Consider the following 22,847-nt stretch of genomic DNA (forward strand, 5'->3'; position numbering starts at 1 on the left):
GGGTCGGTTCAGGTGTTCCAGACCTGGAACTCGGAGATCTGCCCGGCCGGCCAGCCGTTGTTCGCCGTGATGTTCACCCGGACGTAGCGCTGGGTGGTCGCGGTGAACGTGATGGTGACCGTGTTGTTGGTGGTGGGGTCGAAGGTGTAGGTGGCCGACGACTTGATGGTGGTGAAGGCGGAGCCGTCGGTGCTGCCCGACAGGGACAGCGTCTGGTTACGGGCGCCCCAGCCCGCGGGGAGTTGAAGGACGACACGGCTCGCACTCTGCGCGGAACCGAGGTCGGCCTGGACCCACTGGGGGAAGGCGTTGTTGGCGCTCTCCCAGTAGGAGCCCTGGTTGCCGTCCGTCACGTTCGACGACGCGTAGACGTCGGTGTGGCTGGACTCGGTGGTGGCCACGCCGGCTGCCAGGTTCCTGCTCGCCGTGCCGGCACCGGTGCCGGTCAGCGCGACCGTGGTCGTGCCGTTCGACGCGTTGCTGGCGATGCTGAGGTCGCCGGCGCGGGTGCCGGACGCGGTGGGCCTGAACGTGACGTTCACCGTGCAGGAGGCGTTCGCCGCGATCGACGAGCCGCAGTTGTTGGTCTGCGAGAAGTCACCCGTGGCGGTGATGCCGGAGACGGTCGCGGCGGCGGTTCCGGTGTTGGTCACCGTGACCGTCCGCACGCTGCTGTCGGTGTTGAGCGCCTGGGTGGGGAACGACAGTGACGCCGGGTCGGCCGACAGGGTCGCCGGTGAGGAGCCGCCGGAGCTGGGGAACACCTCGAAGTCCGACAACTGGGCCGCGTTCCAGCCGGTGTTGGCGGTGATGTTGACCCGCACGTATCTCGCCGTGGCGGCGTTGAACGTGATGGTCACCGTGTTGCTGTTGGTGTTCGGGTCGAAGGTGTACCCGGCCGAGGCCTTGATCGTCGAGAAGCTGGTGCCGTCCGTGGATCCCTGCACCGACAGGGTCTGCGTACGGGCCGACCACGCCGTCGCCGGCGGGAGCTTGAGCACGACCTTGCCGACGCTGTAGTTCTGGCCGAGGTCGACCTGGGCCCACTGCGGGAACGAGCCGTTCGTGCCCTCCCAGTACGTCGAGGCGTCCGGGTCGGTGAGGTTCGAGGCGACGTACGGACTGGAGCTCGAACTCGCCGACGCCGGCCTCCCCGCGGCGACATTGGTGGTGCTGTCGATGCCGCTGCCGGTCAGGGAGACGGTGGTCGGGCTGTTGTTGGCGTTGCTGGTGACGGTCAGGTTGCCGTTGCGGGTTCCGCCCGTGGTGGGCTTGAAGCCGACGGTCACCGTGCAGGACGCACCGACTGCGAGGGTGGAGCAGTTGTTGGTCTGGCTGAAGTCTCCGGTCGCCGCGACCGCCGAGACGGTCGCCGACGCGGTGCCTGAGTTCGTCACCTTCACCGTCTGCGCGGTGGCCGACGAGCCGACCACCGTACTCTCGAAGGACAGGCTGGCCGGGTCGGTGTTCAGCACCGGGCCCGGCGCGGTGCCGGTACCGGAGAGGCTGACCGTGTTGGTGTTCCCGCCCGCGTTGACGGTCAGCGTGCCGTTACGGCTGCCGGTCGCGGTGGGCGCGAACTTCACGCTGACGGTGCACGAGCCGTTCGCCGCGATCGACGAGCCGCACGTGTTGGTCTGGGAGTAGTCGCCGCTGGTGGAGATCGACGAGACGGAGGCGGCGGTGTTGGTCGGGTTGGAGACCGTCACGGTCTGTGCGGCACTCGTCGAACCGGTCGCGACCGCACCGAAGTTGAGCGCGCCGGGGGTGGCCGTCACGCCCTCGGACGGGTAGGGCGGGTAGACCGGAGCCGGCCAGCCGCCGCAGTACGGCGTGCCGCTGATCCCGGAGTTGCCGCCGCCGTCGGTGACGACGAAGTTGCCGCCCGAGCAGTTGTACACCGGCGACGAGTAACCGACTCCGGTCGCCGTGACGTTGGTGAACTTGGCGGCGCCGCCGGTCTGTTCCTGCAGGGCGAAGGTTCCGGTTCCGGCGATGGTCACGTTGTTGAGGTTGACGCCGCTGATGGTGCCCTCGACCCATTGGACGGCTTCGTACGGGCTCTGCTGGATCAGCGCGTTGGTCACGTTGATCGGCCCGTTGATCGCGCCCTGGCTGCCGTCGAACCAGAGTGCGCCGACGCCGAACTGCCAGTTCGGGTCGAGGCTGCCGTCCCGGATCAGGGTGTTGTCGGAGATCGTGGTGGTGCCGACCGGCGTCGACGTGAAGCGTTGCCCCACGTGGATGCCGCCGCCCTGGGTGATACCGGAGTCCACCACCCGGTTGCCGCTGACGGTGTTCTCGTGGCCGCCGTAGATCGCGATGCCGTTGGCGAGGATCTGCAGGGACACGGTGTTGTTGGAGATCGTGTCGTTGGCGTCGGCACCGATGGCGGAGTCCGCCCAGGTGGCGATGCCGTCGTCGCCGGTGTTGCGGATCTCGCTGTTGGTCACCTTGGAGTTGGTGACGCCGCCGTGGAAGTTGATGCCGTCGGCGGTGGTGTCACGGATGCGCATGCCGGTGAACGTCAGCCCGTCCATCGGCCCGTCCATCCAGGCGCCGACCTTCATGTGGTCGATCCACAGGTTGGAGACGGTCGAGTCGCTCATCGCGCCGCCGATGCCGTTGACCTGGGCGCTGTCGTCGCGCTCCTGCACGTTGCCGAAGATGGCGAAGTTCTGCAGGCGCACGCCGGTGCTGGCCGAGGGCGCGGAGTTGCCGTAGAAGCCGGGTGCCGTGCCGGTGACGGTGGAGTACCACATGCCGGCGCCGGCGATGGTGACGTTGTTGACGCTGATGTGGCCGGGGATGTTGTAGGTGCCCGGCGGGATCCACACGGTGCCGCCGGGTCCTGCCGAGCTGATCGCGGCGTTGAACGCGCTGGTGGCGTCGGCCACGCCGGTCGAGTCCGCGCCCTTGCTGGTCACCGACACCGAACCCGAGGGTGCGGTCAGGGCGGCGCCGACCTGCTCGAAGTCGGCGAAGTCGATCGTGTACGAGGAAGCGGTGTCCCCGGCGTCGACCTGCAACTTGAAGGTCGTGCCCGCCGGATACGTGGTGGAGAACAGGCGGTGGGCCTCGTCGTAGAAGTGGTGCGGGTTGCTGCCCGGCGAGTTGGTGAAGGGGTAGCTGCCGTAGTACCAGCTGTAGGCGTTGGTCAGGGTGAAGTCGGGCTGCTTGACGCCGTCGATGTACAGGGACAGCGCAGCGGTGTAGACCGAGCCGTTCGAGGTGTCGGGGATGCTGTAGCGGAAGTTGATCGAGTTGGTGGCCACCGGCGTGGTGAACGTGACGTACTTGCCGGTGCCCTGGAGCGTCGTCGCCTTGCGGTACGACGCCTCGTCGGCCAACTGGCCCTGGGTGTAACTCGGGCCGATGGGTGAGCCGTTGGTGGCGGAGTTCTCCGCCTGCACCTCGACGTACGGCAGGCTCGCGCCGCTGCCGCCGGTGGCGGCCGCCGCCGCCCAGGCCGGTTGGACAGCCAGAGCGACGACGCCGACGGCAGCCACCATCGCGGTGCTGACCGCCCAGACGAGGGCTCGTCTCAGATCTCGGATGGAATGGAGCACTTGCCACTCCTTTGATGAGAAATGCCGGAACTGTGCCGCTGACACCGCCAGAGAGGGAGGGGACCCAAGGGGGGAGGGGGAGACAGGGGGCGGTAACGACGCGAGGGGGACCGTAATATCCTCGACATGGACACGCAAGAAGTAGACAGAGCATTGCAACAATAAAAATTCCACCTGCAAGATCTAATGCGTCGTCCTGAGGCGGCATCAGCGGCGGGCCGCGCGCATGGCGGTGCCGCCGGACGGGCTGTCCGGCGGCACCGTGGAAGGGGTAGGGTCAGGAGTTCCAGACCTGGAACTCGGACACCTGGCCCGCGGGCCAGCCGCTGTTGGCGGTGATGGTGACGCGGTAGTAGCGCTGGGTGGTGGCGGGGAAGGTGAGCGTGACGGTGTTCCTGGTGCTCGGGTCGAAGGGGTAGGCGGCCGAGGACTTCAGGGTGGTGAAGGTGGTGCCGTCGGTGCTGCCGCCGAGGGTCAGGGTCTGGGTACGGGCGCCCCAGGCGGGGGGCAGTTGCAGCACCACGCGGGAGGCGCTGCGGGCCGAGCCCAGGTCGACCTGGACCCACTGCGGGAACGTGTTGTTGGCGCTCTCCCAGTAGGAGCCCTGGTTGCCGTCCGTCACGTTCGACGACGGGTACACGTCGGTGTGGCTGGCCTCGCTGGTGGGTTTGCCGGCGGCGAGGTTGCTCCCGGTGGGGTCGGTGCCCGCGGCGAAGCCGAGGTGGTTGAAGTTCCAGCCGCCGCTGTCCTGGTTGAGCGTCAGCACCTGCCGGCCGGCGGGCAGGGTCACGTGGGCGGTCGCGGTGCCCCAGGTCTGCCAGTCGCCGGTGGCGGGCAGGTCGACGGCTCCGGTGAGGTTGGTGCCGGAGGCGTCCGACAGGTGCAGGGCGCCTGTCACCGCGGCCGGGGCCGCGACGCGCAGGCTGACGGTGTAGGTGCCGGCCGTGGCGACGTCGACGGTGTAGCGGAACCACTGTCCGGCGCCGGTCCAGCCCAGGTTGTAACCACCGCCGGTGTCCGAGGTGTTGTCCAGGTCCACGCCGTCGGCGCGGTAGGAGTTGGCGTTGCCGTTGACCGAGGTGACGTTGTACGCGACCCCCTGGCCGCCGGTGTCGTAGTTCTCCGCCTGCACCGTACCGGGCACGGCGGCCGGGGTACCGCCGTACGGGCCCTCGGGAGCGGGCGGCGGCCAGTGGTTGTCGCTCAGCGTCGCGACGAACCCGGTGGAGTTGTTGACGAAGGCCGAGGCGCCGGCGGTGAGCCCGGTGACCGTGTTGCCGGTGATCGTCGCGGAGCCGGTGGGCGCGGGGTAGAACGACGGTGAGATCGCGATGCCGTTGCGGCCGGGGGCGTTGACGGTGTTGTCCTGCAGCAGGGTGTTGGTCGAGGTGGAAAAGGCGATCCCGTCGTAGAGGGAGTCGGTGACGGTGTTGCCGGTGACCGTGACCTTGTCGACGATCCCGGTGTTCTGGCCGTCGCCGCCGTTGCCGATGTGCAGGGCGGGCTGGCCCTGGCTGTAGGCGTTGCCGCCGGAGCGGACCACGGTGTTGCCCGACACGGTCGCGGACAGCAGGTCGCTGCCATTGACGCCGAAGCGCCCGGCGCCCAGCCCGATGTAGCGGGCCGTGTCGCTGATGTAGTTGTTCCTGACCTGGTGGCCGCTGCCCCCGTAGATCCCTACGCCCTTGCCGCCCCACGGGGCGATCGAGGTGTTGTCGCTGACGGTGACATTGGTCATCGGGTGGTAGAAGGTCTGGGAACCGTCGCCGTTGGTGTTGTAGTTGACCGAGTTGATGGCGATCGCGTCGTCCCCGGTGCCGCGGACGAAGTTGTTCGTGACCGTCAGGTTGTTCCCGGTGTCCGCGCCCAGCGACACGTTGTTGACGTTGATCCCGTCCGCCCAGATCGACGTCAGCCTGCTGTTCTTCACCGTCCCGCCGGTGCCGGAGGCCCAGAAGCCCGACATGGTGTGCTGGGTCCAGATGCCGTCGGCCAGCCAGTCGGTGCCGGTGGTGTCCATCGCGCCGCCGTCCCCGCCGATGGTGCTCCGGCTGACGGCGTTGGCGTCGATGTGGAAGTTACGCACAGTGCAGGAGGTCAGGTCGAACAGGGCCGCCAGCGGTGTGCTGTTGGGGACCGGGACGTCACGGTAGACCGTGCTGTACCACAGGCCCGCGCCCGCGATGGTGATCCCTTGCGCGTTCAGACCCGCGGTGCCCTTCACGTAGAAGGTGCCCTGCGGGATCCACAGGGTCTTGCTCTGCTGCTGGGCCTGGTCGATGCAGGTCTGGATGGCGGCCCGGCTGTCCACCGACTGGCTGTCGGCCGCGCCGTTGGTCGGGTTGTTGTCGGCGACCGCACCGCAACTGGTGATCGAGATCGAGTTCGCCGGCTGTGTCAGCGGCGCCGGCGGGTTCTCCACGTCGACGGAGTCCACGTCGTAGGAGGACGCGCTGTTGTCGGAGTCCTTCCGCAGCGAGAACGTGGCGCCCGCCGGGATCGGGGACCCGGTGACGAAGGTGTGCGACTCGTCCCAGAAGACCCTCGGGTCGCCGTCGGCCGGGTTCTGGTTGTCGCTCGTGTTGTAGTTGCCGTTGCCCTCGTACACCCAGCTCTGCTTCGAGTTGAGGTTCAGCGCCTGCCGGAACACGCCGTTGACGTACAGGTTCAGCGTCCCCGTGACACCACCGCCGGAGGCCGAATCCGGGATGCTCGCGCGAACGTTGAGGAAGGAGATCGGCTGCCCGGTGGTGTTCGTCCACTGCACCGACTGACCCGTGCCGCCCAGGTGGACGTAGGAATGGCCCGAAGCCTCCAGGGCGGCGCTCGAGTACTGCGTCGTCGGCGCCGAGGTCAGCGACCGGACGGCCGCACCCCCGCCCGGCGTTCCCGCCTCGGCCTCGTAGACCGAGAACGGCGTCGTCGCACCCACCGCCGCGGCCCGCGCCTGCCGGGGAGCGGTGGCCGTCGGGCCGGCCCGGAGTGCCTTGGACGGCGGGGCCCCCTGGGCGGCGGAGGCCGGTAAGACGGACACGCACATCGCGCCGACCGCGGCGACGACGGCCACCGCCAGTCGCCGGGGTCTGGGGATCGTCAGCATCTGATGCTCCTTCAGGGAAGCAGGGAAGTCGGCGCCCCGACCGTACAGAGCACTCATCCACCCCGCTAGATTCTGATGAAGTAAAGAATGAATCTCCCAAGTTTCCGCAAGATACTTGCCTATTGACGCAAATCCACGATGGCGCGAACGCTCAGTGATCGCGGAGTGGGCGTGTCAGGTCGCCGTGTCGAGCGCGTTCCGCCCGGTGGTACGCCAGGGCCGACCTTCCGGCGGAGGTCCGGCGTACCGTACGGTGCGGATGCAGGACCGCTCCGGCCGAGCCGGGCGGGGCGGGAGAGGACGTATGAGCGAGCAGTCCAGCGGTCACAGCGCTGTTGCGGATGTCGGGACGCCGGCCGGCGAGATGGTGGTGGTCGAGGACCTGCGCCGCACCTACGGCAGCGGCGACACCGCCGTCCACGCCCTGCGCGGTGTCTCCTTCAGCGTGGCGCGCGGCGAACTCGTCGCCCTCAGAGGCCGTTCCGGCTCCGGCAAGACCACCGTGCTCAACCTGGTCGGTGGCCTCGACACGCCGGACGGCGGCCGGATCGTCCTGGACGGCACCGACCTGGCCGGCCTCGGCGACGACGACCTGCTGGCGCTGCGCCGCGACCGCATCGGCTTCGTCTTCCAGTCCTTCGGCCTCATCCCGATCCTGACCGCCGCCGAGAACGTCGGGGTCCCGTTGCGCCTGCGGAAGGTCCCGGCCCGCGACCGCGAAGCCCGCGTCGACCTTCTGCTCTCCCTCGTCGGCCTCTCCGACCACGCCGACCAGCGTCCGGGCGAGCTGTCCGGCGGCCAGCAGCAGCGGGTCGCGATCGCCCGCGCGCTCGCCAACGACCCGGCCCTGATCATCGCCGACGAACCCACCGGCCAGCTCGACGCCGACACCGGTCTCACCGTGATGGACCTGCTGCGCGCCGTCGTCCGCAGCGAATCCGTCACCGCCCTCGTCGCCACCCACGACACGCAACTCCTGGCACTGGCCGACCGCGTGCTCGAACTCCGCGACGGCCGCGTCATCGAGGACGGCTGACAGCCACCGCCCGCGGCCCGGCGGCGAGAGCCGACGCCGGGCGTTCGGGGCGGCCAGGCCGCCCGTGCCCCGGCCTGGCTACGGTCATGGACCTGGCCACCCGGGACTCGTCCTGGACGTGACGGGCAGCGACGGCGACGTCCGCCTGCGGAACGCCCCGGACGGCGAGTACCAGTGCCACGACGGGCACTGGCACGGTCTTCCGCATTACCCTGGCGGCTGTCCGGACAGCGTCATCCGCAGACTTCACCTCCTCGGGGGATCGCGTGGCAGTTCACCAACAGGCGACCGGGGTACCGGACTTGGCGGAGCTGCGCCGGCGGGCCGCTGCGGCCGCCACCCCGCAGCGCGAGGAGGGGCTGGTCGTCTGCGAGAACCTGGTGCGGATCTACCAGACCGAGGGCGTCGAAGTGCAGGCCCTCCAGGGCCTCGACCTGGCCGTGGCCCAGGGCGAGATGATCGCGGTGATCGGGGCCTCCGGCTCCGGCAAGTCCACCCTGCTGGGCATACTTTCCGGCCAGGACGTGCCCACCGCGGGAGCCGCCGAGGTCGCCGGACACGACCTGCTGGCCATGAAGCGCCGCGAGCGGCTGGAGTACCGGCGTACCACCGTGGGCTTCGTCTGGCAGCAGACCTCCCGCAACCTGCTGCCCTACCTCTCGGCGGCCGAGAACGTGATGCTTCCGATGACGTACACCGGGGTCAAGCGCTCCCGGCGGCGGGCCCGGGCCGAGGAACTGCTCGACCTGCTGTCCGTCGGCCACTGCCGGGACCGCATGCCCGACACGCTCTCCGGCGGCGAGCAGCAGCGGGTCGCCGTAGCCGTCGCCAACGCCAACGAGCCCCGGGTGCTGTTCGCCGACGAACCCACCGGCGAACTCGACACCGCCACCAGCGACGAGGTCTTCGCCGCGCTGCGCCGGGCCAACGAGGACCTGGGCGTCACCGTGCTCGTGGTCACCCACGACGCGCTGGTGTCCGAGCAGGTCCAGCGCACCGTACGGATCCGCAACGGCCGCACCTCGACCGAGGTGCTGCGCCGGGTCGCCACCGGCGAGGACGGCGTCGATGTGCTCACCGCCGAGGAGTACGCGGTACTGGACGCCAGCGGTCGGCTGCAGCTGCCGGGCGAGTTCACCGAGCGCCTGCACATGCGCAAGCGGGTGCGGCTGGCGCTGGAGAGCGACCACATCGGCGTATGGCCCGACGAGGCCGCCCGGCGGGCGAAGTCCGACGCGGAGAAACTCGAGAGCACGGAGATCCCGGAGAAAACGGAGAACCCGGGGAACGCGGAGGTCGGCGGCCCGAACGCCGGGAACGCCGGGAACGGCGAGAGTGCCGAGCGCGCTCGGTAGGCGGCTGCCCCGTGGCTGCCCCGGGCGGTCGCCGCGTGCACGGCCCGTTCACGTGAGGCGCAGTACGGCCCCCAGGCGGCGCCGGCGGGCGAGGACGGTCTCGGTGGCCGCGGCGGCCAGGATCAGCGCGGTCACGCCGACGACGAGGGCGACGGTCAGCGAGTAGTCGGTCCGCAGTGCCGGTTGGGCGGGTCCGCCGGTGAACTGCCGAAGGTCCAGTGTCGGCGCCATGAGCCGCGGTTCGAGCAGCCCGAGCAGCGTGCCGCCCACCGCTGACGCCACCGCCAGCGGCAGCAGTTGCAGGAAGTGCAGCGCCCCGGCTTCCTTGCCGCCGAGTCCGAGCGTGCGCAGGAACGAGGTGGTGCGGCCGCGCTCGTGGGAGGTGAGGGTCAGTTCCAGGGCGAGCGCGAGCAGGCCGGACAGCGCGGCCAGGATCGAGGTGGTGGTGTAGATCGTGCCGAGTCCCCGCGTCAGGCCGTCCGCGCGCAGGGTGCTCAGCGCCTCGGAGCGGACGCGGATCCGGGCCAGCGGCCCGAGCGCCCTGGCCGCCGCCGACCGCAGTGCCGCGGGCTCGGCGGTGGCGGACCCCCGGGAAGCACCGCCCTTGAGGAGCAGGACAGTGCTTCCCGAGGACTGCTGGGGCATCAGGTGCTCGGCGGTGGCGGTGGTGATCAGCATGGGTGTCCCGGCGGCGATCTGCGCCGTGACCGGCCCGAGGAGGGGGTCGTGCAGTTCCGCGGCGGTGAGGGTGCCGACCGGCTTGAGGTTCAGGTCCACCGGGGGCTTTCCCTGGGTCACCACCGTGGCGGTGAAGCCGCCGGTGCGCTCGCTCGCCCGCAGGTCGGGCGAGAGGAAGGACGGCAGCGGGGCGCTCGCGGCGGCCCGGGGCCCCGGCGGGGTGGCCAGCCCGGACAGCAGGGCGCCGGCCAGCGGCGACTTCGGGGCGATGGCGGCCAGTTGCCGGGGATCGACGGTGACCACGGCGACCCGGGAGATCACCGCGCCGTCGGCCTGTCCCACCAGGTCGAGGGCGTGCAGACGCTGGAGGGCGGTCCGTATCCCGGTGTCTGCCCCGGGTGCGGAGGTCACGGTCCCGGCGACGGTCGCGCTCGCGTCGGCGCCGGTGGTCCAGGCCGCCCCCGTGGCCAGGCCGTCGCCGATCGTACGGTGCACGAGGCCGCCGAACACGGCCGTGCCCAGGGTGAGGACCAGGACGAACAGGGCCAGTCCGGTCGCCGGGGCGTCGTGGGCGGCCCGGGCCGCCCCGATGAAGCCCACCGTGCCGCGGCCGCGCCGGGCCTGCCGCAGCACCAGGCGCAGCACGAGCGGGTAGATCCGCAGCAGGATCAGTACGACGGTCAGCGCCACCAGCACCGGCACCGCGCCCAGGATTCCGTCGGGGCCCTGCGAGCGCAGCGCGACCACGCCCGCCGCTGCCGCGAGCAGCACCGTCAGCTCCAGGACCACGCGCCGGCCGACGGCGGTCTTCCGGCGCGAGCGCCGCAGCCGGCCGGCCCTGCGCGGCTCGCGGACCGCGAGCCAGGTCATCACCGGCACCGTCAGGGCCACCACCGCGGCGGCGAGGGCGGCGGGCACCGGTTGCGGTGATCCGGACGTGCCGGTGGGAGCGAGGGCCCGTCCGGCCGCCCAGCCGAGCAGGGCGGCGATCGACACCACCGGCCAGGTCACGGCGCAGCGCAGCAGCACCAGCCGCGCGGTGGACGCGCCCCGCGCGCGCTGCAACCGCAGGTGCGGCTGCCTTCGGCGCAGCAGCAGCCGTACCGCGACGGTGACGGTGGCCAGCGCGACCGCGGCCAGCGCGTCGACGGCGAACGTCGCGAGCGCCCTGGCCTGTTGGTCCTCAGCGGTGAACGCGGTGAGCAGCGGCGTCAGGAAGTCGGTCACCAGCAGGGGCCCGGTGGTCTGGCCGTCGACCTGGCAGCTGACGTCGCCGGTGATCGGGTCGAGTCCCTGGCACAGGGTGGCGCTCAGGTCCGCGCTGTAGTGGGACAGTGGCCCGGTCAGTGCGTGGGCCCGGTCGAGCGCCGCCCCGGACAGGTCGGCGCGCAACTGCCAGGTCACCCGCGGGCCGCCCACCCCGGCGCCGGCCAGCAGGTCGGCGGCGTCGAGGCCGACGAGGCCGCGGACGGCGAGCACCGTGCCGGCGGAGTGCTCCGCCGGGTAGCGCGACGGCTGGTCCAGCGTCTCCCGGCCGGTCCAGAAGTCGTCGGCCGCGGCCGTCGTGCGGTAGACCCCGCTCACCAGCAGCCCCGCGTCGGGCGGAGTGCTCTGCACTCCGGGCGTCTTGGCGAACTCAAGGGTCAGCCGGCTGCCGGCCCGGACGCCCAGCGCCTGCGCGGTGGCCTGCGACAACCCGATCTGGGGCGCGGTGCCCAGCGGCGTGTGGTCGGCCGGCGCCCGGCCGCTGACGTAGTGCAGACGGGCCCGCGCGGACGGCAGATAACTGACCGTCAGCCGGGTGCTGGTGTTCGCCGGTCCCGGCGGCCGCGGTGCGATCAGGGACGCCTGGTTGTAGTCGTAGCTGCCGCCGCCGGCGAAGGTCAGATGCCGCGCGGCGGAGCCGCCGAGGTGGTCGGTGAGGGTCCGGCCGGCGCCGAGCAGGGTGGCCATGTCCACCGCGGGCGGCTGGGTGTCGAAGACCTCCGGTGTCGTACTCAGGCTGATCAGGGGCGCCTGAACCTGCGCGGCGTCGACACGCTGCCGCAGTGCCCGGTCCTCCTGGCGGCCCGCGAAGACGGGCGCCCAGGCGCACAGTGCCGTCAGCACCAGGACCAGCACCGCCAGGCAGGCCAGCAGCGGCAGATCGCCACGAGTCTCCTTGCGTATCAAGCGCCGGGTCACCGCCGCGCCCGTGCCCGTGGGCCGGGGCACCGCCGCGCCCGTGCCCGTGGATGGGGGCACCTCCGCACCCGTGCCCACGGGCTGCGTCCCCGTCCGCCCTTTCCGGTCGTGTCCGGCCGCCCGGCTCAACGGTCCTCCCCCGCTCGCAGTACACGTACCAGGTCCACCCGGGCCAGCAGCCGGGCGAGCGCCAGCACGACCGCGCTGATGGCCAGAGCGGTCGCCACCGCGGTCAGCGCCACGGTGCCCCAGGGGATGACCTGTGGCAGCGGCGGATAGGGGGCCTGTCCGCTGTCGTCCACGGTGACCAGCGGGAGCACCGCCGACGCCAGGGCCATGCCCATCAGCGCCCCGGGGACCACCGCGAACAGCGCCAGACTCAGTTGCTCGGCGCCCAGCAGCCCGGACAGGCTCTGGGAACGGACGCCGATCGCCCGCAGCAGGGCGAACTCCTTGCGGCGCTGCCGGGTGGAGACCACCGCGTGCACGGTGAAGGCGATGACCGCGAAACCGGGGGCCAGATAACGGACCAGTTCCAGCACCCGGCGCAGCCCGCTGCGGAACGGGTCGGCCTGCAGGGACGCGGCGGTGCGCGCCGTGGTGGTGACGCGGCCCAGCGCGGGCTGCGCCTCGGCGGCGGCGGCCGTGCGCGCGCTGTCGGTGCTGCCGATCCACCAGAACGCGGGATCTTCCTGGTCGGCACCGGCCAGCGTCATCGCGGTGGCGAGTCGGCGCTGGTCGGCGATGAGATGTCCCTGCCCGCGGCCGAGTCCGGGCAGCGAGTCGACCCGGCCCACGATCGTGGCGGTGACCCGGCCGCCGCCCAGATCCAGTGTGGTGGTGCCGCCCACGCGCAGGCGCGCGTCGCGCAGCGCCGCGGCGTCGGCGCGCACCGGCAGCGGCGCCGGATCGCCGGCCGAGCGGGCCAGGAGCCGCACCTGGCTGCCTGGCTTGGTGTCGTAGTCGCTGTCGGCCAGGCCGCCGAAGGCGTCGCTGATGGCCCGGGAGGGCCGGCTGCCGGTGCTGATGGTGGTCCGGAGCACCTCGGAGCCGTCGTGAACGATCGAGCACACCCCGGGGGTGCCGGGATCGTAGCGGCCGGCCGGCTTTCCTGCACAGGCCCCCGCGGTGGAGTCGGCGGCGTGGTCCGTGCCGTCGGCCCAGACCTGCCCACCGGGCAGCCTGGGGACCCAGGTGTCCGCGGCGCCGCGCGCCCCCACCCGGAGCAGTTCCAGGTCCAGCCGCGCGGGACGCATGTTCGGCTGCGGCAGGACGTCGACGGCGGTCACCGTCAGCGGATACGCCCGCGGGTGGCCGCCGCTCAGCGCCACGTCGAGCGGGACCACGACGGTGTGCCTGGCTCCGTCGGCGGCGGGCAGGTGGGTCGCCACGGTGCTGACGACGCCGGACGCGTCCTGCACGGTCAGTTCCAGGCTCGGTGCCGCGCGGCTGCCGTCGCTGCGCACCCGCTCGTCCAGCAGCAGCGCGGTCGGACGCCCGGGGAGCGGTATCCCGAAGACGGCCGGTGACGGAGTGCGGGGAGCGGGCCCGCCGATCGTGCCGACCAGGTTCTCGGTGGCGCCGCCGGGCAGGTTCACCGTCGACTGGGTCACGGGTGTCACGGCGGTCACCGCGGGCAGCGCGCGGTAGGCGGCGCCCAGTACGGAGGAGGGGTAGCCGTCGTCCGCGGACGGGGAGATCCGCACGTCAGCGCCGACGGTGAACGCTGCCTGCTCGGACGCCAGGCCGCCCAGGCAGGCCAGCGCGGTGGTGGCGAAGGCGCTCACCGACACGGCCAGGCACATCAGCACCACCGGCCCCGCGTTGCGCGCGGCCCGTCGGCTCAACTGCCAGCCGGCCAGCGCGAGTACCAGACCCCGGCTGCGACGACCGAACGCGTCCAGCAGCAGGGAGGTCAGCGGCAGCAGCCGCAGCAGCAGGAGCGCGGCGGCGCCGGCCACCAGGGTCGGCACCAGGACCAGTACCGGGTCCGCGGACGCGCCGCCGGTGCCCACGTCGGCGATCAGCGAGTGGTGCCGTCGTAGCTCCAGATACCCCAGGGCAGCGATGGCCAGCAACGCCAGGTCGGCACCCAGTCGCTGCGCGGCGGCGGCCCGTGCGCCGCGGGCCGGCCGCGACCGCGCCGACGGCAGCACGGGCAGCAGTACCGCCGCGGCGTGCACCAGCAGGGCCAGACCCACCGCCGCCCACGCGCCGGTGCCCCGGCTGCCGGGGTGCAGCAGACCGGCCAGGAAGGGCGCGACGACGGCGGCCGGGACGCCGGTGAGCGCCCACTCGGCGGCCGCGCCGCGCAGCAGCCGCAGGGTGCCGGCGCCTCTGGCCTGCTGGAGGGCCAGCTCACCACTGCGGCGCACGGTCAGCTGGCGGGCGGCCAGCAGCAGGGTGGCCAGGGCGAGGACCGCCAGCAGCACGCTGGGCAGGTACAGCGAGGACCGGGCCGCCACCATCGGCACCGTCAGGTCGTCGATCGCGCCCGGCAGACCGGAGACCACGGTCAGGTCGTCCAGCGACGGCTGCCGCCCGCCGAACACCGACACCCGGCTCTGGCTGCCGGAGAAGGCACGCAGCCGGTCGTGCAGCCCGGCCAGGCTGCCCGCGTCGAGACGGGAGAAGTCGGGCTGCACACTCCAGTGGACCGTCAGATGCCCGTTCAGGACGGCGCTGCCGTTGAGAGCCGACGGCGAGACCACCAGCAGGTCCTGGTCGGCGGTCTCCCCCTGGGTCAGAACGCCGGCCATCGCGGGCCAGAACCCGACGGCACCGGTCGCCCGGAAGACGCCGGTGATCCGCAGGGTCATGGCGCGGTCGAAGGCGTCCCGCACCTGGAGGCCGGAACCGGGTTCGACGCCCAGGCGCTTGGCCAGCGCGTCGGGCACCGCCACGTCGACCGGGGCGGTGGACCCGGTGGCGGCCCGGACGTCGGGCAGCGAGGTGAACGCGCCGGCCGGGGCGTCGGCCGTGCCGGCCGGCCATCGTCCGGCGACCAACTGCCCGAACCTTCCGCCGTCCTGCACCGCGACCGGGTGCAGCCCGCTGCCCCCGGGACCGCGCGGCGGGCCCGTGATCCCGTCGATCCCCGTCACCGAGACCGGCGACGTGCCCAGCAGCCCCACATAGGTTTGGTGCGGCACCCCGGCGAACACCCGGTCGCCGGCGGCCCGCACATCCCGGTCGGCGGCGGCCATTCCCCCGGCCCGGAAGGACGCGTTGACGGCCACCTGCGCGTCGAGGTCGGCGGCCAGCCGTCGCACGGCCCCGGCCTGCACCGAACTCCCCGCCAGCGCCGCGAGCGCGGCCAGCGCCGTCGCGCACAGCAGCACGGTCACCGCGACAGCGGTCAGCACCAGCCCGTGCTGGGTGGCCCGCCTGGCAACGGCGGGAAGCCGCCGGGCCGGGCGCGGAGCACCCGGGCGTCGCCGCGGCGAAGTCGTGAAGGCCGTGGCGACCACATGAACCCCCGCGAAATCGAACATGTGACGGTGACGGCGCGCCACAGTCCTACCAGGCATCCCCCAACTACGCAAGAATCACTGATCTGTTGCGGCCTGGGGCACCGGAGCGGCCGAAGCCGCCACCGCGCTCCGCGAGGACCGTCGGCCCCTGCGCGCGGACTGAGGAAACGGGGAGCGGTGCGAGTGGGTGATCGAAGGCCGTTGCCCGAGCCCCTTCCACGGCGGGAACAGCATGTCCGGCCGGCGGTGTTGCACCGGCGGGGGGACCGGCGTCGCGCGAGCGGGGAACACAGTGACGAAAAGATCGTCCGCTCCGGCGTGATCCGGTGCCCTCGGGTCCTCGGTGCACCCTTTCATCTGCTATTGAGGGCACCCGGCCATGTGCGCCGCGGACTCGGACCAGGCTGCTTCACACAGGAGGACTGTTTCATGAATGACCGACCCTTGACGCTCATGGCGGTACACGCGCACCCCGACGACGAGGCCACGGGAACGGGAGGCGTCCTCGCGCGGTACGCGGCGGAAGGTATGCGCACGGTGCTCGTGACGTGTACCGACGGCGCTTGCGGTGACGGACCGGGGGGTGTCAAGCCGGGCGATCCCGGACATGATCCGGCGGCCGTCGCCTTGATCCGGCGTCGAGAGCTGGAGGCCAGCTGCGACATCCTGAAGATCAGTCATCTGGAGATGCTGGGCTACGCCGACTCCGGAATGATGGGCTGGCCGTCCAATGACGCCCCCGGGTCCTTCTGGCGGACGCCTGTGGAGGAGGGCGCCGCCCGGCTCGCGGAACTCATGCGGCGCTACCAGCCCGATGTGGTCGTCACCTACGACGAGAACGGCTTCTACGGCCACCCCGACCACATCCAGGCCAACCGCATCACGATGGCGGCGCTGGCGATGACCGCGCCGACACCGAAGGTGTACTGGACGACGGCGCCCCGCTCGATGATGCAGCGGTTCGGGGAGGCCATGCGCGAGTTCGGTGCGGACGTACCGGAGCCGGATCCCGCCGAGGCCGCCGCGCTGGCGAAGATCGGACTGCCCGACGAGGAGATCACCACCTGGGTGGACACCACCGCGTTCGGCGGCCAGAAGTTCGATTCGCTGGCCGCGCACGCCAGTCAGGGCGAGAACATCTTCTTCCTCAGGATGGGCCGGGAGAGGTTCACCGAGTTGATGGGCGTCGAGACCTTCGTACGGGTCCAGGACACCACCGGCGCCGCCGTGCCCGAGAACGACCTCTTCGCCGGCCTGCGCTGATCCGCCCGTGACGACAACGCGCTGATCCGCGTGGATCAGTCCGCGCCGAAGATCCTGAAGTGACCTGGGAGGACGGGACGGCGCGCACCCGACGGGGACGCGGGGACGCCGGGCGAGGAGACGGTCGAGCACGACCCCGTCCCACGCGGACCATGCGTGACGTCCTCCTTGAAAGGGCCTGGCGAGAAGATGCCGAGCACGGGCAACAGCACCGGCGCCTGAAGCCGAGGTCAGCGGCGTAGGAGGGGTGGTAGCCCCCGGGGGGTCGGGAGGCAGTCCCCCTGCGGATCCGGTGGCTGGCCCGCTGTCGGCGCGGTGCGGCCGTGCCCAGACTCAGCGGTATGACGTTCTCCATCGACGCTCCGGTCGCGGCCGCAACGCCCGCCGCCCCTGCGCGGCCCTCCGGTCCCGGCAGTGATTTCGCCAGACTCTCCCAACGCATCAGCGAGGCAGGCCTGCTGGGCCGGCACCCGGTCTACTACACGGTGCGGCTCGGCCTGGTGATCGCGGCTCTGCTGGGCGGCGGGGCGGCCTTCGTCGCGCTCGGCGATACCTGGTGGCAGCTGGCCGTCGCCGCCGCCATGGCCCTCGTTTTCGGCCAAGTGGCGCTCGTGGCGCACGATCTGGCGCACCGGCAGGTCTTCCGCCGGCGCCGCCCGAGCGAGACATGGGGCCGGCTCTTCGGCAACCTCGCCATCGGCATGAGCTACGGGTGGTGGATGAACAAGCACACCCGTCACCACGCCAACCCCAACCACGAGGAGCTCGACCCCGACGTCGCTCCGGACATCGTGGTGTGGTCCACCGACCAGGCACGCGACAGCACCGGCCTGGCCCGGTTCATCGGGGGCCACCTGGCGTTCCTGTTCTTCCCGCTGCTGGCGCTGGAGGGTTTCAACCTGCATGTGTCGAGCATGCGGGCGCTGCGCTCGCCGTCCATGAAGAACCGGGTGCTGGAGGGCGTACTGCTCCTCCTGCACCTGGCGGCCTACCTGTCCGCGCTGTTCCTGGTGCTCTCACCCGGCAAGGCCGTGGCGTTCCTCGTCGTGCACCAGTGTCTCTTCGGCATCTATCTCGGCTGTACGTTCGCCCCCAACCACAAGGGGATGCCCACCTTCACCGGCGACGAGCGGCCCGACTTCCTGCGGCGTCAGGTGCTCACCTCCCGTAATGTGCGGGGCGGTCGGTTCACGGACGCGATGCTCGGCGGGCTCAACTACCAGATCGAACACCACCTGTTCCCGAGCATGCCCACCCCTCATCTGCGACGCGCCCAGGTGATCGTGCGGGAGTACTGCGCGGAGATCGGTGTGCCGTACCACGAGACCGGCCTGCTGCAGTCCTACCGCGAGGCCCTCACGCACCTGCACCGGGTGGGAGAACCCATCAGGCGGCAGCGCAGGGCGTCCTGACGGCGACCGCACCCCTCCGCGCCGCCGGGATGGTCGGGCTTGTGGTTCTGTTCCGCAGAAGGGGAACCGTTCATGACGTCAGGCAGCACGGGCCCCTGCCGAGAGTTCGGCAGGGGCCCACGGCGTACAGAGCTGCGGAAGGCCGGGAGCTGTCCTCGATGAGGGGCGTGCCGGCCGACATCAGCTACCGTCCGCTGCCGGTCTGACGGCCCGGCCTCACTTCAGATGGCGGGTGATGAACTGGGCCGCGGCGTCCCCCGCGTACTGCGGGACGCCGGTGTGCCCGCCGAGATGGGCGTGCAGGGACTTCTCCTTGGAGCCGAAGGCGTCGAACAGGTCCAGGGCCGCCTGCCGGTCGTTCCCTTCGTCGTCCCACTGCAGCAGGACGTGCAGTGGAATGGTGACCTGCCGGGCCTCCTCGAACAGGGCGCGAGGCACGAAACTCCCGGCGAACAGAACGGCGGCCGAGATGCGGGGCTCGACCACCGCCAGCCGGATGCCGATGGAGATCACTCCCCCCGAGTACCCGACCGGGCCGCCGATCTCGGGCAGCGAGAGGAGAGCGTCCAGGGCGGCCTGCCATTCCGGGACCGCCTTGTCCACCAGCGGGAGGACGAGGGCGTCGACGATCTCGTCGCTGACGGGCTGGCCGGCCTCCATGGCCCGGCGCAGGTCGGCGCGGGCCTCCTCGACGGCGGGCCAACGGGGCCGGTCGCCGCTTCCGGGGAGCTCGATGGTGGCCGTGGCGAAACCCTCCGCCGCGGAGTGCCGGGCCCGGGCCACCAGTCGGGGGTACATCCTGCGCAGCCCGAGGGGAGGGTGGCCGAGCAGGATCAGCGGCGCCGGCGCGGATGCCGATGCGGATGTGGGTGTGGGTGTGGGTGTGGGTGTGGGTGTGGGTGTCCACAGGATGCCGGGGATCTCACCGAGGGTGAATTCGCGTTCGAGGACGCCGTCGTCGAGGCGCTGCTCGGAAGTGAAATGCATGGTCGTGCCTTTCGGGAGAGCACTGGAACGGCGCTCCCGGACGACCTGCCTATCGCCCGACCGTGACCCCGGAGGGGAGCACCCATGTCGATACTGCGTTCACGGGTACCACCTCCTCGGTCTCTCGCACGGCCTCGAAAACGTAGCAGTGGTCGCCCTCGTCCGCCAACGGGTTTTTGCGGAGTCCGCGATCCGGATGCCACGGAGACACCACGCAGAGCATGAACATCGAACCCGGGACACCGCCGACGCCTCCCAGACTCACGTACAGGTGCTGTCGTTTCTCGGCTCTGGCAAGATCTCGCGGAGCGGTCGCGGAGGGTCACCGCGGTGTTCGCTTGTGAGGAGTGGCCACGAGCCCCCAGTCACTCGGCCCGCGCGTACCGTCAACTCATCGGCTCCTCGACCCTCCTGGATCGGTACGCTTCCGTCCGGAGGCGGGATGTCTATTGCTGTGGCTTTCGGTACTGGTGGCGCCATCTGCGTGGCCCTTGGCATGTGGTTCGTCCGGCGGCAACACCGCAGGCGCGCCAGCACCCTCGTGGGATGGGGCGGACTGGCCCTGGGGGGCGCGCAGTTGATACACGCGGTGGGCTCGTTGAGCCGAGACCGTCAGCCACTCGGCGTCATCCTCGCCATCTGTTGCGCAGCGCTCAGCATGGTCGGCTACATCCTGTTGGCGCGTGGCTCGGACCCGTTCCGGAACGGTCGCGGCGGCCGGAAGCGCCGGAAGCTGCCTCCGATCCGCCCATGACGGGCCGCACCTCCCACACACTTTCCAACGGGGGTGGTGCGGTGTGCCGGGCACCACTCGGTCCCGTCCGACCGCTCGTGAACGGCGCTGAAGGAGACGGAAACCGGGACGTGCGTCGCCCCAGCCGGTACAGCGGTCGGCCTACAGGCCGCGAAGCGCCTCGTGGAGGTCGCTGTAGACGCTTCAGCAGGTGATGCGGCCGTCGTCGTTCAGGCTGCCCATGTACCAGTCGCCGTCGTCGATGGCCTTCACCAGACACAGGCCGTGGAATCCCAGGATGATCTCGGGGTGCAGGCGTTCGCCTTGGGCCGGCCGGCCCGTCACGACGCGACCGGTGTCGAGAGGAGTGGCCTCCTGGTCGCCGGATATCCTGCGGATCTCTTCCAGTGCCCAACCTGCTGGTAGTTGTCTGTCTGCCATCCCATGATGATGAGCCACCCACGCGCCGAGTGCGGCACGGCTTCTCAGAGCACCGCTTCGGGAGTTCGATCAGTGAGACGCGTGGGCTGCCGAGGGGACCGGCAGTCCTCTCGCCCGGCGCGCGCCTGTGAATCTGTGAACTGTGAGCGCCGGGCAGCCGTGGAACGGTTCGGTGTCCGGCTGCGTCGTCCCTCTGCGGGGCACGGTGGCCGTGTTCCGGGGAGGGAGACCGGGTGCATACGGGCGGCTTCGCCAAGTGGACAGGACGGTTCGAGGACGAGCGCGAGCGCAGGCGTGCCCAGGGTGATCCGGACTGGGGGCTCAGCGCGACGCTGCATCCGGCGGTGTGGGCCAGCATCCAGCGCTTCCAGGTCGGCGAGGACGGTGACGGTGCCAACCTCGTCGCCAAAGCGGACCAGGCCGGCGACGCCGACTATGGGCAGGCGGTCCGGCTCTTCATCGCCGAGGAACAGAACCATGCCCGTCTGCTGGCTCGGCTGCTGGCCGCGGGGGGTATGCCGACGTTGACCGGGCACTGGAGCGACACGGTCTTCGTACGGCTGCGGCGCCTCATGGGCCTGCGCATGGAACTGCTGGTGCTGATGATCGCGGAAGTCGTGGCGCTGCGTTATTACCGGGTCCTGCGCGATGGCACCGACGACGCGCTCACCGCGGATGTGGCGGGGCGGATCCTGTCCGACGAGGAGCGTCACGTCCCGTTCCACTGCGAGCGCCTACACGCCTCCCTGGCGGAGCTGCCCCACGCCGTGCGCCGCCCGGTGATGGCCCTGTGGCGACTTCTGCTGCTCGCGGTCTCTCTCGTCGTCGCCGCCGATCACGGTCCGGCACTGCGCCGACTCGGCATCGGACGCCTGCGATTCGTGGGCGACGTCATGGCCTCGTCCTACGCGGTGGTCTCCGCGGTGCTGGCACCCCGCCCCGACGCATGGACGAGCACGGGCTGACAGAGACGGCCCGCTGAAGCGCTCCGGGGCGGCCTCCGCCTCCAGTCACGGGTGCCCTCCGCGCTCCGGGGGCGGCCTCCGCCGGCGGTCACGGCTGCCCTCCGGTCTGTCCCAACCCCCTTGTGGTGATTGCATGTTGAGCGGCGCGCGTTCGTGAACCGGTTACGATCCGATCGGCCGAGGACCCCGAGACACTCGGCGGGCACCGGCTGCTCGCCCGGCTCGGAACCGGCGGCATGGGCACGGTCTGTCTGGCCCGCTCCGCCGACGGGGCGGTCGTCGCCGTGAAGACGGTCCGCGCCGAGTACGCCGCGGATCCCGCCTTCCGGGACCGCTTCCGCCGCGAGGTACGGCTGGCCACCGGGCGCACCGCCCGCTGGGTGGTGCCGGTGACGGCCGCCGACACCGAGGCGCGCGAGCCGTGGCTCGCCACCGCCTTCGTGCCCGGCCCGTCACTGGCCGAGACGGTCGACGGGTACGGTCCGCTCCCCGCGCACACCGTCGTCGTACTCGGCGCGCGTCTGGCGCGGGCGCCGGCCGAGGTGCACACGGCGGGCCTCGTCCACCGCGACGTCAAACCCGGCAACATCCTGCTCGCCCACGACGGCCCCCGGTTGATCGACTTCGGCATCGCCCAGGGCACCGGCACCACCACGCTCACCGCTCCCGACGCGATCATCGGCACCCCCGGCTACCTCTCCCCCGAACAGGCCCGGCCCCATGAGGGCGAGGTGGGGGCGCCCAGCGACGTCTTCTCCCTCGGCTGCGCGCTGGCGTACGCGGCCACGGGCCGACGGCCGTTCGGCACCGGCGACCCGGCCTCGGTCCTGTACCGCACCGTCCACGAGGGTCCCGATCTCACCGGCCTCGACCGTCTCCTGCCGCCGCCGGTGCCCGGGCCCTTCCGGGACATCTGGGCGCCCTGCGGAAAGTCGTCGTATCCGATTCGCCCCAGCGGCAGGACGAGACCGTTCCACGGGCCGGTGGGCGACCTATACTCGCCGGGTGAGCCAGCCCAGCAAGCGCCCGTCGACCAGCGAGGATGCCCGTCCCACCCCGGGCCGCAAGCGCAGCGAGGCATCGCGGCTCGCCATCCTCTCCGCGACCCGTGAACTCGTCGGCGAGCAGGGCTACGAGAAGTTGTCGATCGGTGCGATCGCGGCGCGCGCGGGAGTCGGCAAGGACACCATCTACCGCTGGTGGCCCTCGAAGGGAATGGTCGTGGCGGACGCGGTGATGGAGGAGACACAGCCCTTCCACCTCGCACCGCCGGCGCGCACCGGCTCGGTGGACAAGGACATCCGCACCTGGGTGCACGCCCTCGCCCGGGACTTCGTCGACCCGGTCCGCGCCGACCGGATCCGGGCCGTCACCTCCGCGGCGAGCGAGGACCCGGCCACCGCGGAGCGGCTCTACGAGCGCTTCACCCAGGTGCAGCGGACCGGGTTCATCGACCGCCTGGGCGCGGCGGCCGAGGCCGGAGAGGTGCGCCCCGACGCGGACTTCGGCGCGGTCGCGGACGCGATCCTCGGCTCCCTCATGTACTGGGTGACCGCCCGCCGCAGCGATCTGAGCATCGAGTCGGTGGACTCGCTCCTCGAAGTGCTGCTGCGCGGCCTGCGGGCGGACCCGGCCACCGGTTCATAGCCGG

12 protein-coding genes and 1 pseudogene are annotated in these 22,847 nt (G+C 71.5%); 7 read left to right on the top strand and 6 right to left on the bottom strand.

What is annotated here, in order from left to right:
• Positions 1-8: 8 nt before the first annotated feature.
• Together AB0D59_RS37315 and AB0D59_RS37320 are read right to left on the bottom strand one after the other, a co-directional pair.
• A complete protein-coding gene (locus AB0D59_RS37315) occupies positions 9-3,569 on the bottom strand; it encodes a choice-of-anchor D domain-containing protein (protein WP_362575167.1) in 3,561 nt (1,186 codons plus the stop codon).
• Positions 3,570-3,846: 277 nt separating this feature from the next.
• Positions 3,847-6,669, bottom strand: a complete 2,823-nt coding sequence (locus AB0D59_RS37320) for a discoidin domain-containing protein (protein WP_362575169.1) — start codon at positions 6,667-6,669, stop codon at positions 3,847-3,849.
• Between the two features lie 304 nt (positions 6,670-6,973).
• Here AB0D59_RS37320 and AB0D59_RS37325 point away from each other — a divergent pair, with 304 nt between their 5' ends.
• The gene (locus AB0D59_RS37325; RefSeq protein WP_362575171.1) at positions 6,974-7,705 is read left to right on the top strand and encodes an ABC transporter ATP-binding protein; all 732 of its coding nucleotides are present in this window, start codon (positions 6,974-6,976) and stop codon (positions 7,703-7,705) included.
• Positions 7,706-8,007: 302 nt separating this feature from the next.
• The gene (locus AB0D59_RS37330; RefSeq protein WP_362575373.1) at positions 8,008-9,060 is read left to right on the top strand and encodes an ABC transporter ATP-binding protein; all 1,053 of its coding nucleotides are present in this window, start codon (positions 8,008-8,010) and stop codon (positions 9,058-9,060) included.
• A 48-nt stretch (positions 9,061-9,108) separates the two neighbouring features.
• On the opposite strand, the gene AB0D59_RS37335 is transcribed toward AB0D59_RS37330, so the two are convergent.
• Positions 9,109-11,982, bottom strand: a complete 2,874-nt coding sequence (locus tag AB0D59_RS37335; RefSeq protein WP_362575172.1) for a hypothetical protein — start codon at positions 11,980-11,982, stop codon at positions 9,109-9,111.
• 65 nt (positions 11,983-12,047) lie between these two features.
• Entirely contained in the window at positions 12,048-15,287 is a 3,240-nt protein-coding gene (locus AB0D59_RS37340) for an ABC transporter permease (RefSeq protein WP_362575174.1), read from the bottom strand.
• 537 nt (positions 15,288-15,824) lie between these two features.
• Here AB0D59_RS37340 and AB0D59_RS37345 point away from each other — a divergent pair.
• Positions 15,825-16,658, top strand: a complete 834-nt coding sequence (locus tag AB0D59_RS37345; RefSeq protein WP_362575176.1) for a PIG-L family deacetylase — start codon at positions 15,825-15,827, stop codon at positions 16,656-16,658.
• Between the two features lie 341 nt (positions 16,659-16,999).
• Positions 17,000-18,070, top strand: a complete 1,071-nt coding sequence (locus tag AB0D59_RS37350; protein ID WP_362575178.1) for an acyl-CoA desaturase — start codon at positions 17,000-17,002, stop codon at positions 18,068-18,070.
• A gap of 216 nt (positions 18,071-18,286) precedes the next feature.
• Here the strand turns inward: AB0D59_RS37350 and AB0D59_RS37355 are convergent, their stop codons facing one another.
• Together AB0D59_RS37355 and AB0D59_RS37360 are read right to left on the bottom strand one after the other, a co-directional pair.
• A complete protein-coding gene (locus AB0D59_RS37355) occupies positions 18,287-19,057 on the bottom strand; it encodes an alpha/beta hydrolase (protein ID WP_362575180.1) in 771 nt (256 codons plus the stop codon).
• A gap of 937 nt (positions 19,058-19,994) precedes the next feature.
• Positions 19,995-20,231, bottom strand: coding sequence for a hypothetical protein (locus AB0D59_RS37360; RefSeq protein ID WP_362575182.1), 237 nt, complete (start codon positions 20,229-20,231; stop codon positions 19,995-19,997).
• Positions 20,232-20,464: 233 nt separating this feature from the next.
• Between AB0D59_RS37360 and AB0D59_RS37365 the strand changes: the two genes are divergently transcribed.
• The 3 genes and pseudogenes from AB0D59_RS37365 to AB0D59_RS37375 all read left to right on the top strand — a co-directional run bounded on the left by AB0D59_RS37365 (position 20,465) and on the right by AB0D59_RS37375 (position 22,843).
• A complete protein-coding gene (locus AB0D59_RS37365) occupies positions 20,465-21,196 on the top strand; it encodes a ferritin-like domain-containing protein (RefSeq protein WP_362575183.1) in 732 nt (243 codons plus the stop codon).
• A 167-nt stretch (positions 21,197-21,363) separates the two neighbouring features.
• A pseudogene (locus AB0D59_RS37370) lies at positions 21,364-22,065 on the top strand (serine/threonine-protein kinase); the annotation flags it as partial.
• 136 nt (positions 22,066-22,201) lie between these two features.
• Positions 22,202-22,843, top strand: a complete 642-nt coding sequence (locus AB0D59_RS37375; RefSeq protein WP_362575185.1) for a TetR/AcrR family transcriptional regulator — start codon at positions 22,202-22,204, stop codon at positions 22,841-22,843.
• Positions 22,844-22,847 lie beyond the last annotated feature (4 nt).

Origin of the sequence: Streptomyces sp. NPDC048417 (assembly GCF_040651615.1) — a bacterium.
GTDB lineage: Bacteria > Actinomycetota > Actinomycetes > Streptomycetales > Streptomycetaceae > Streptomyces.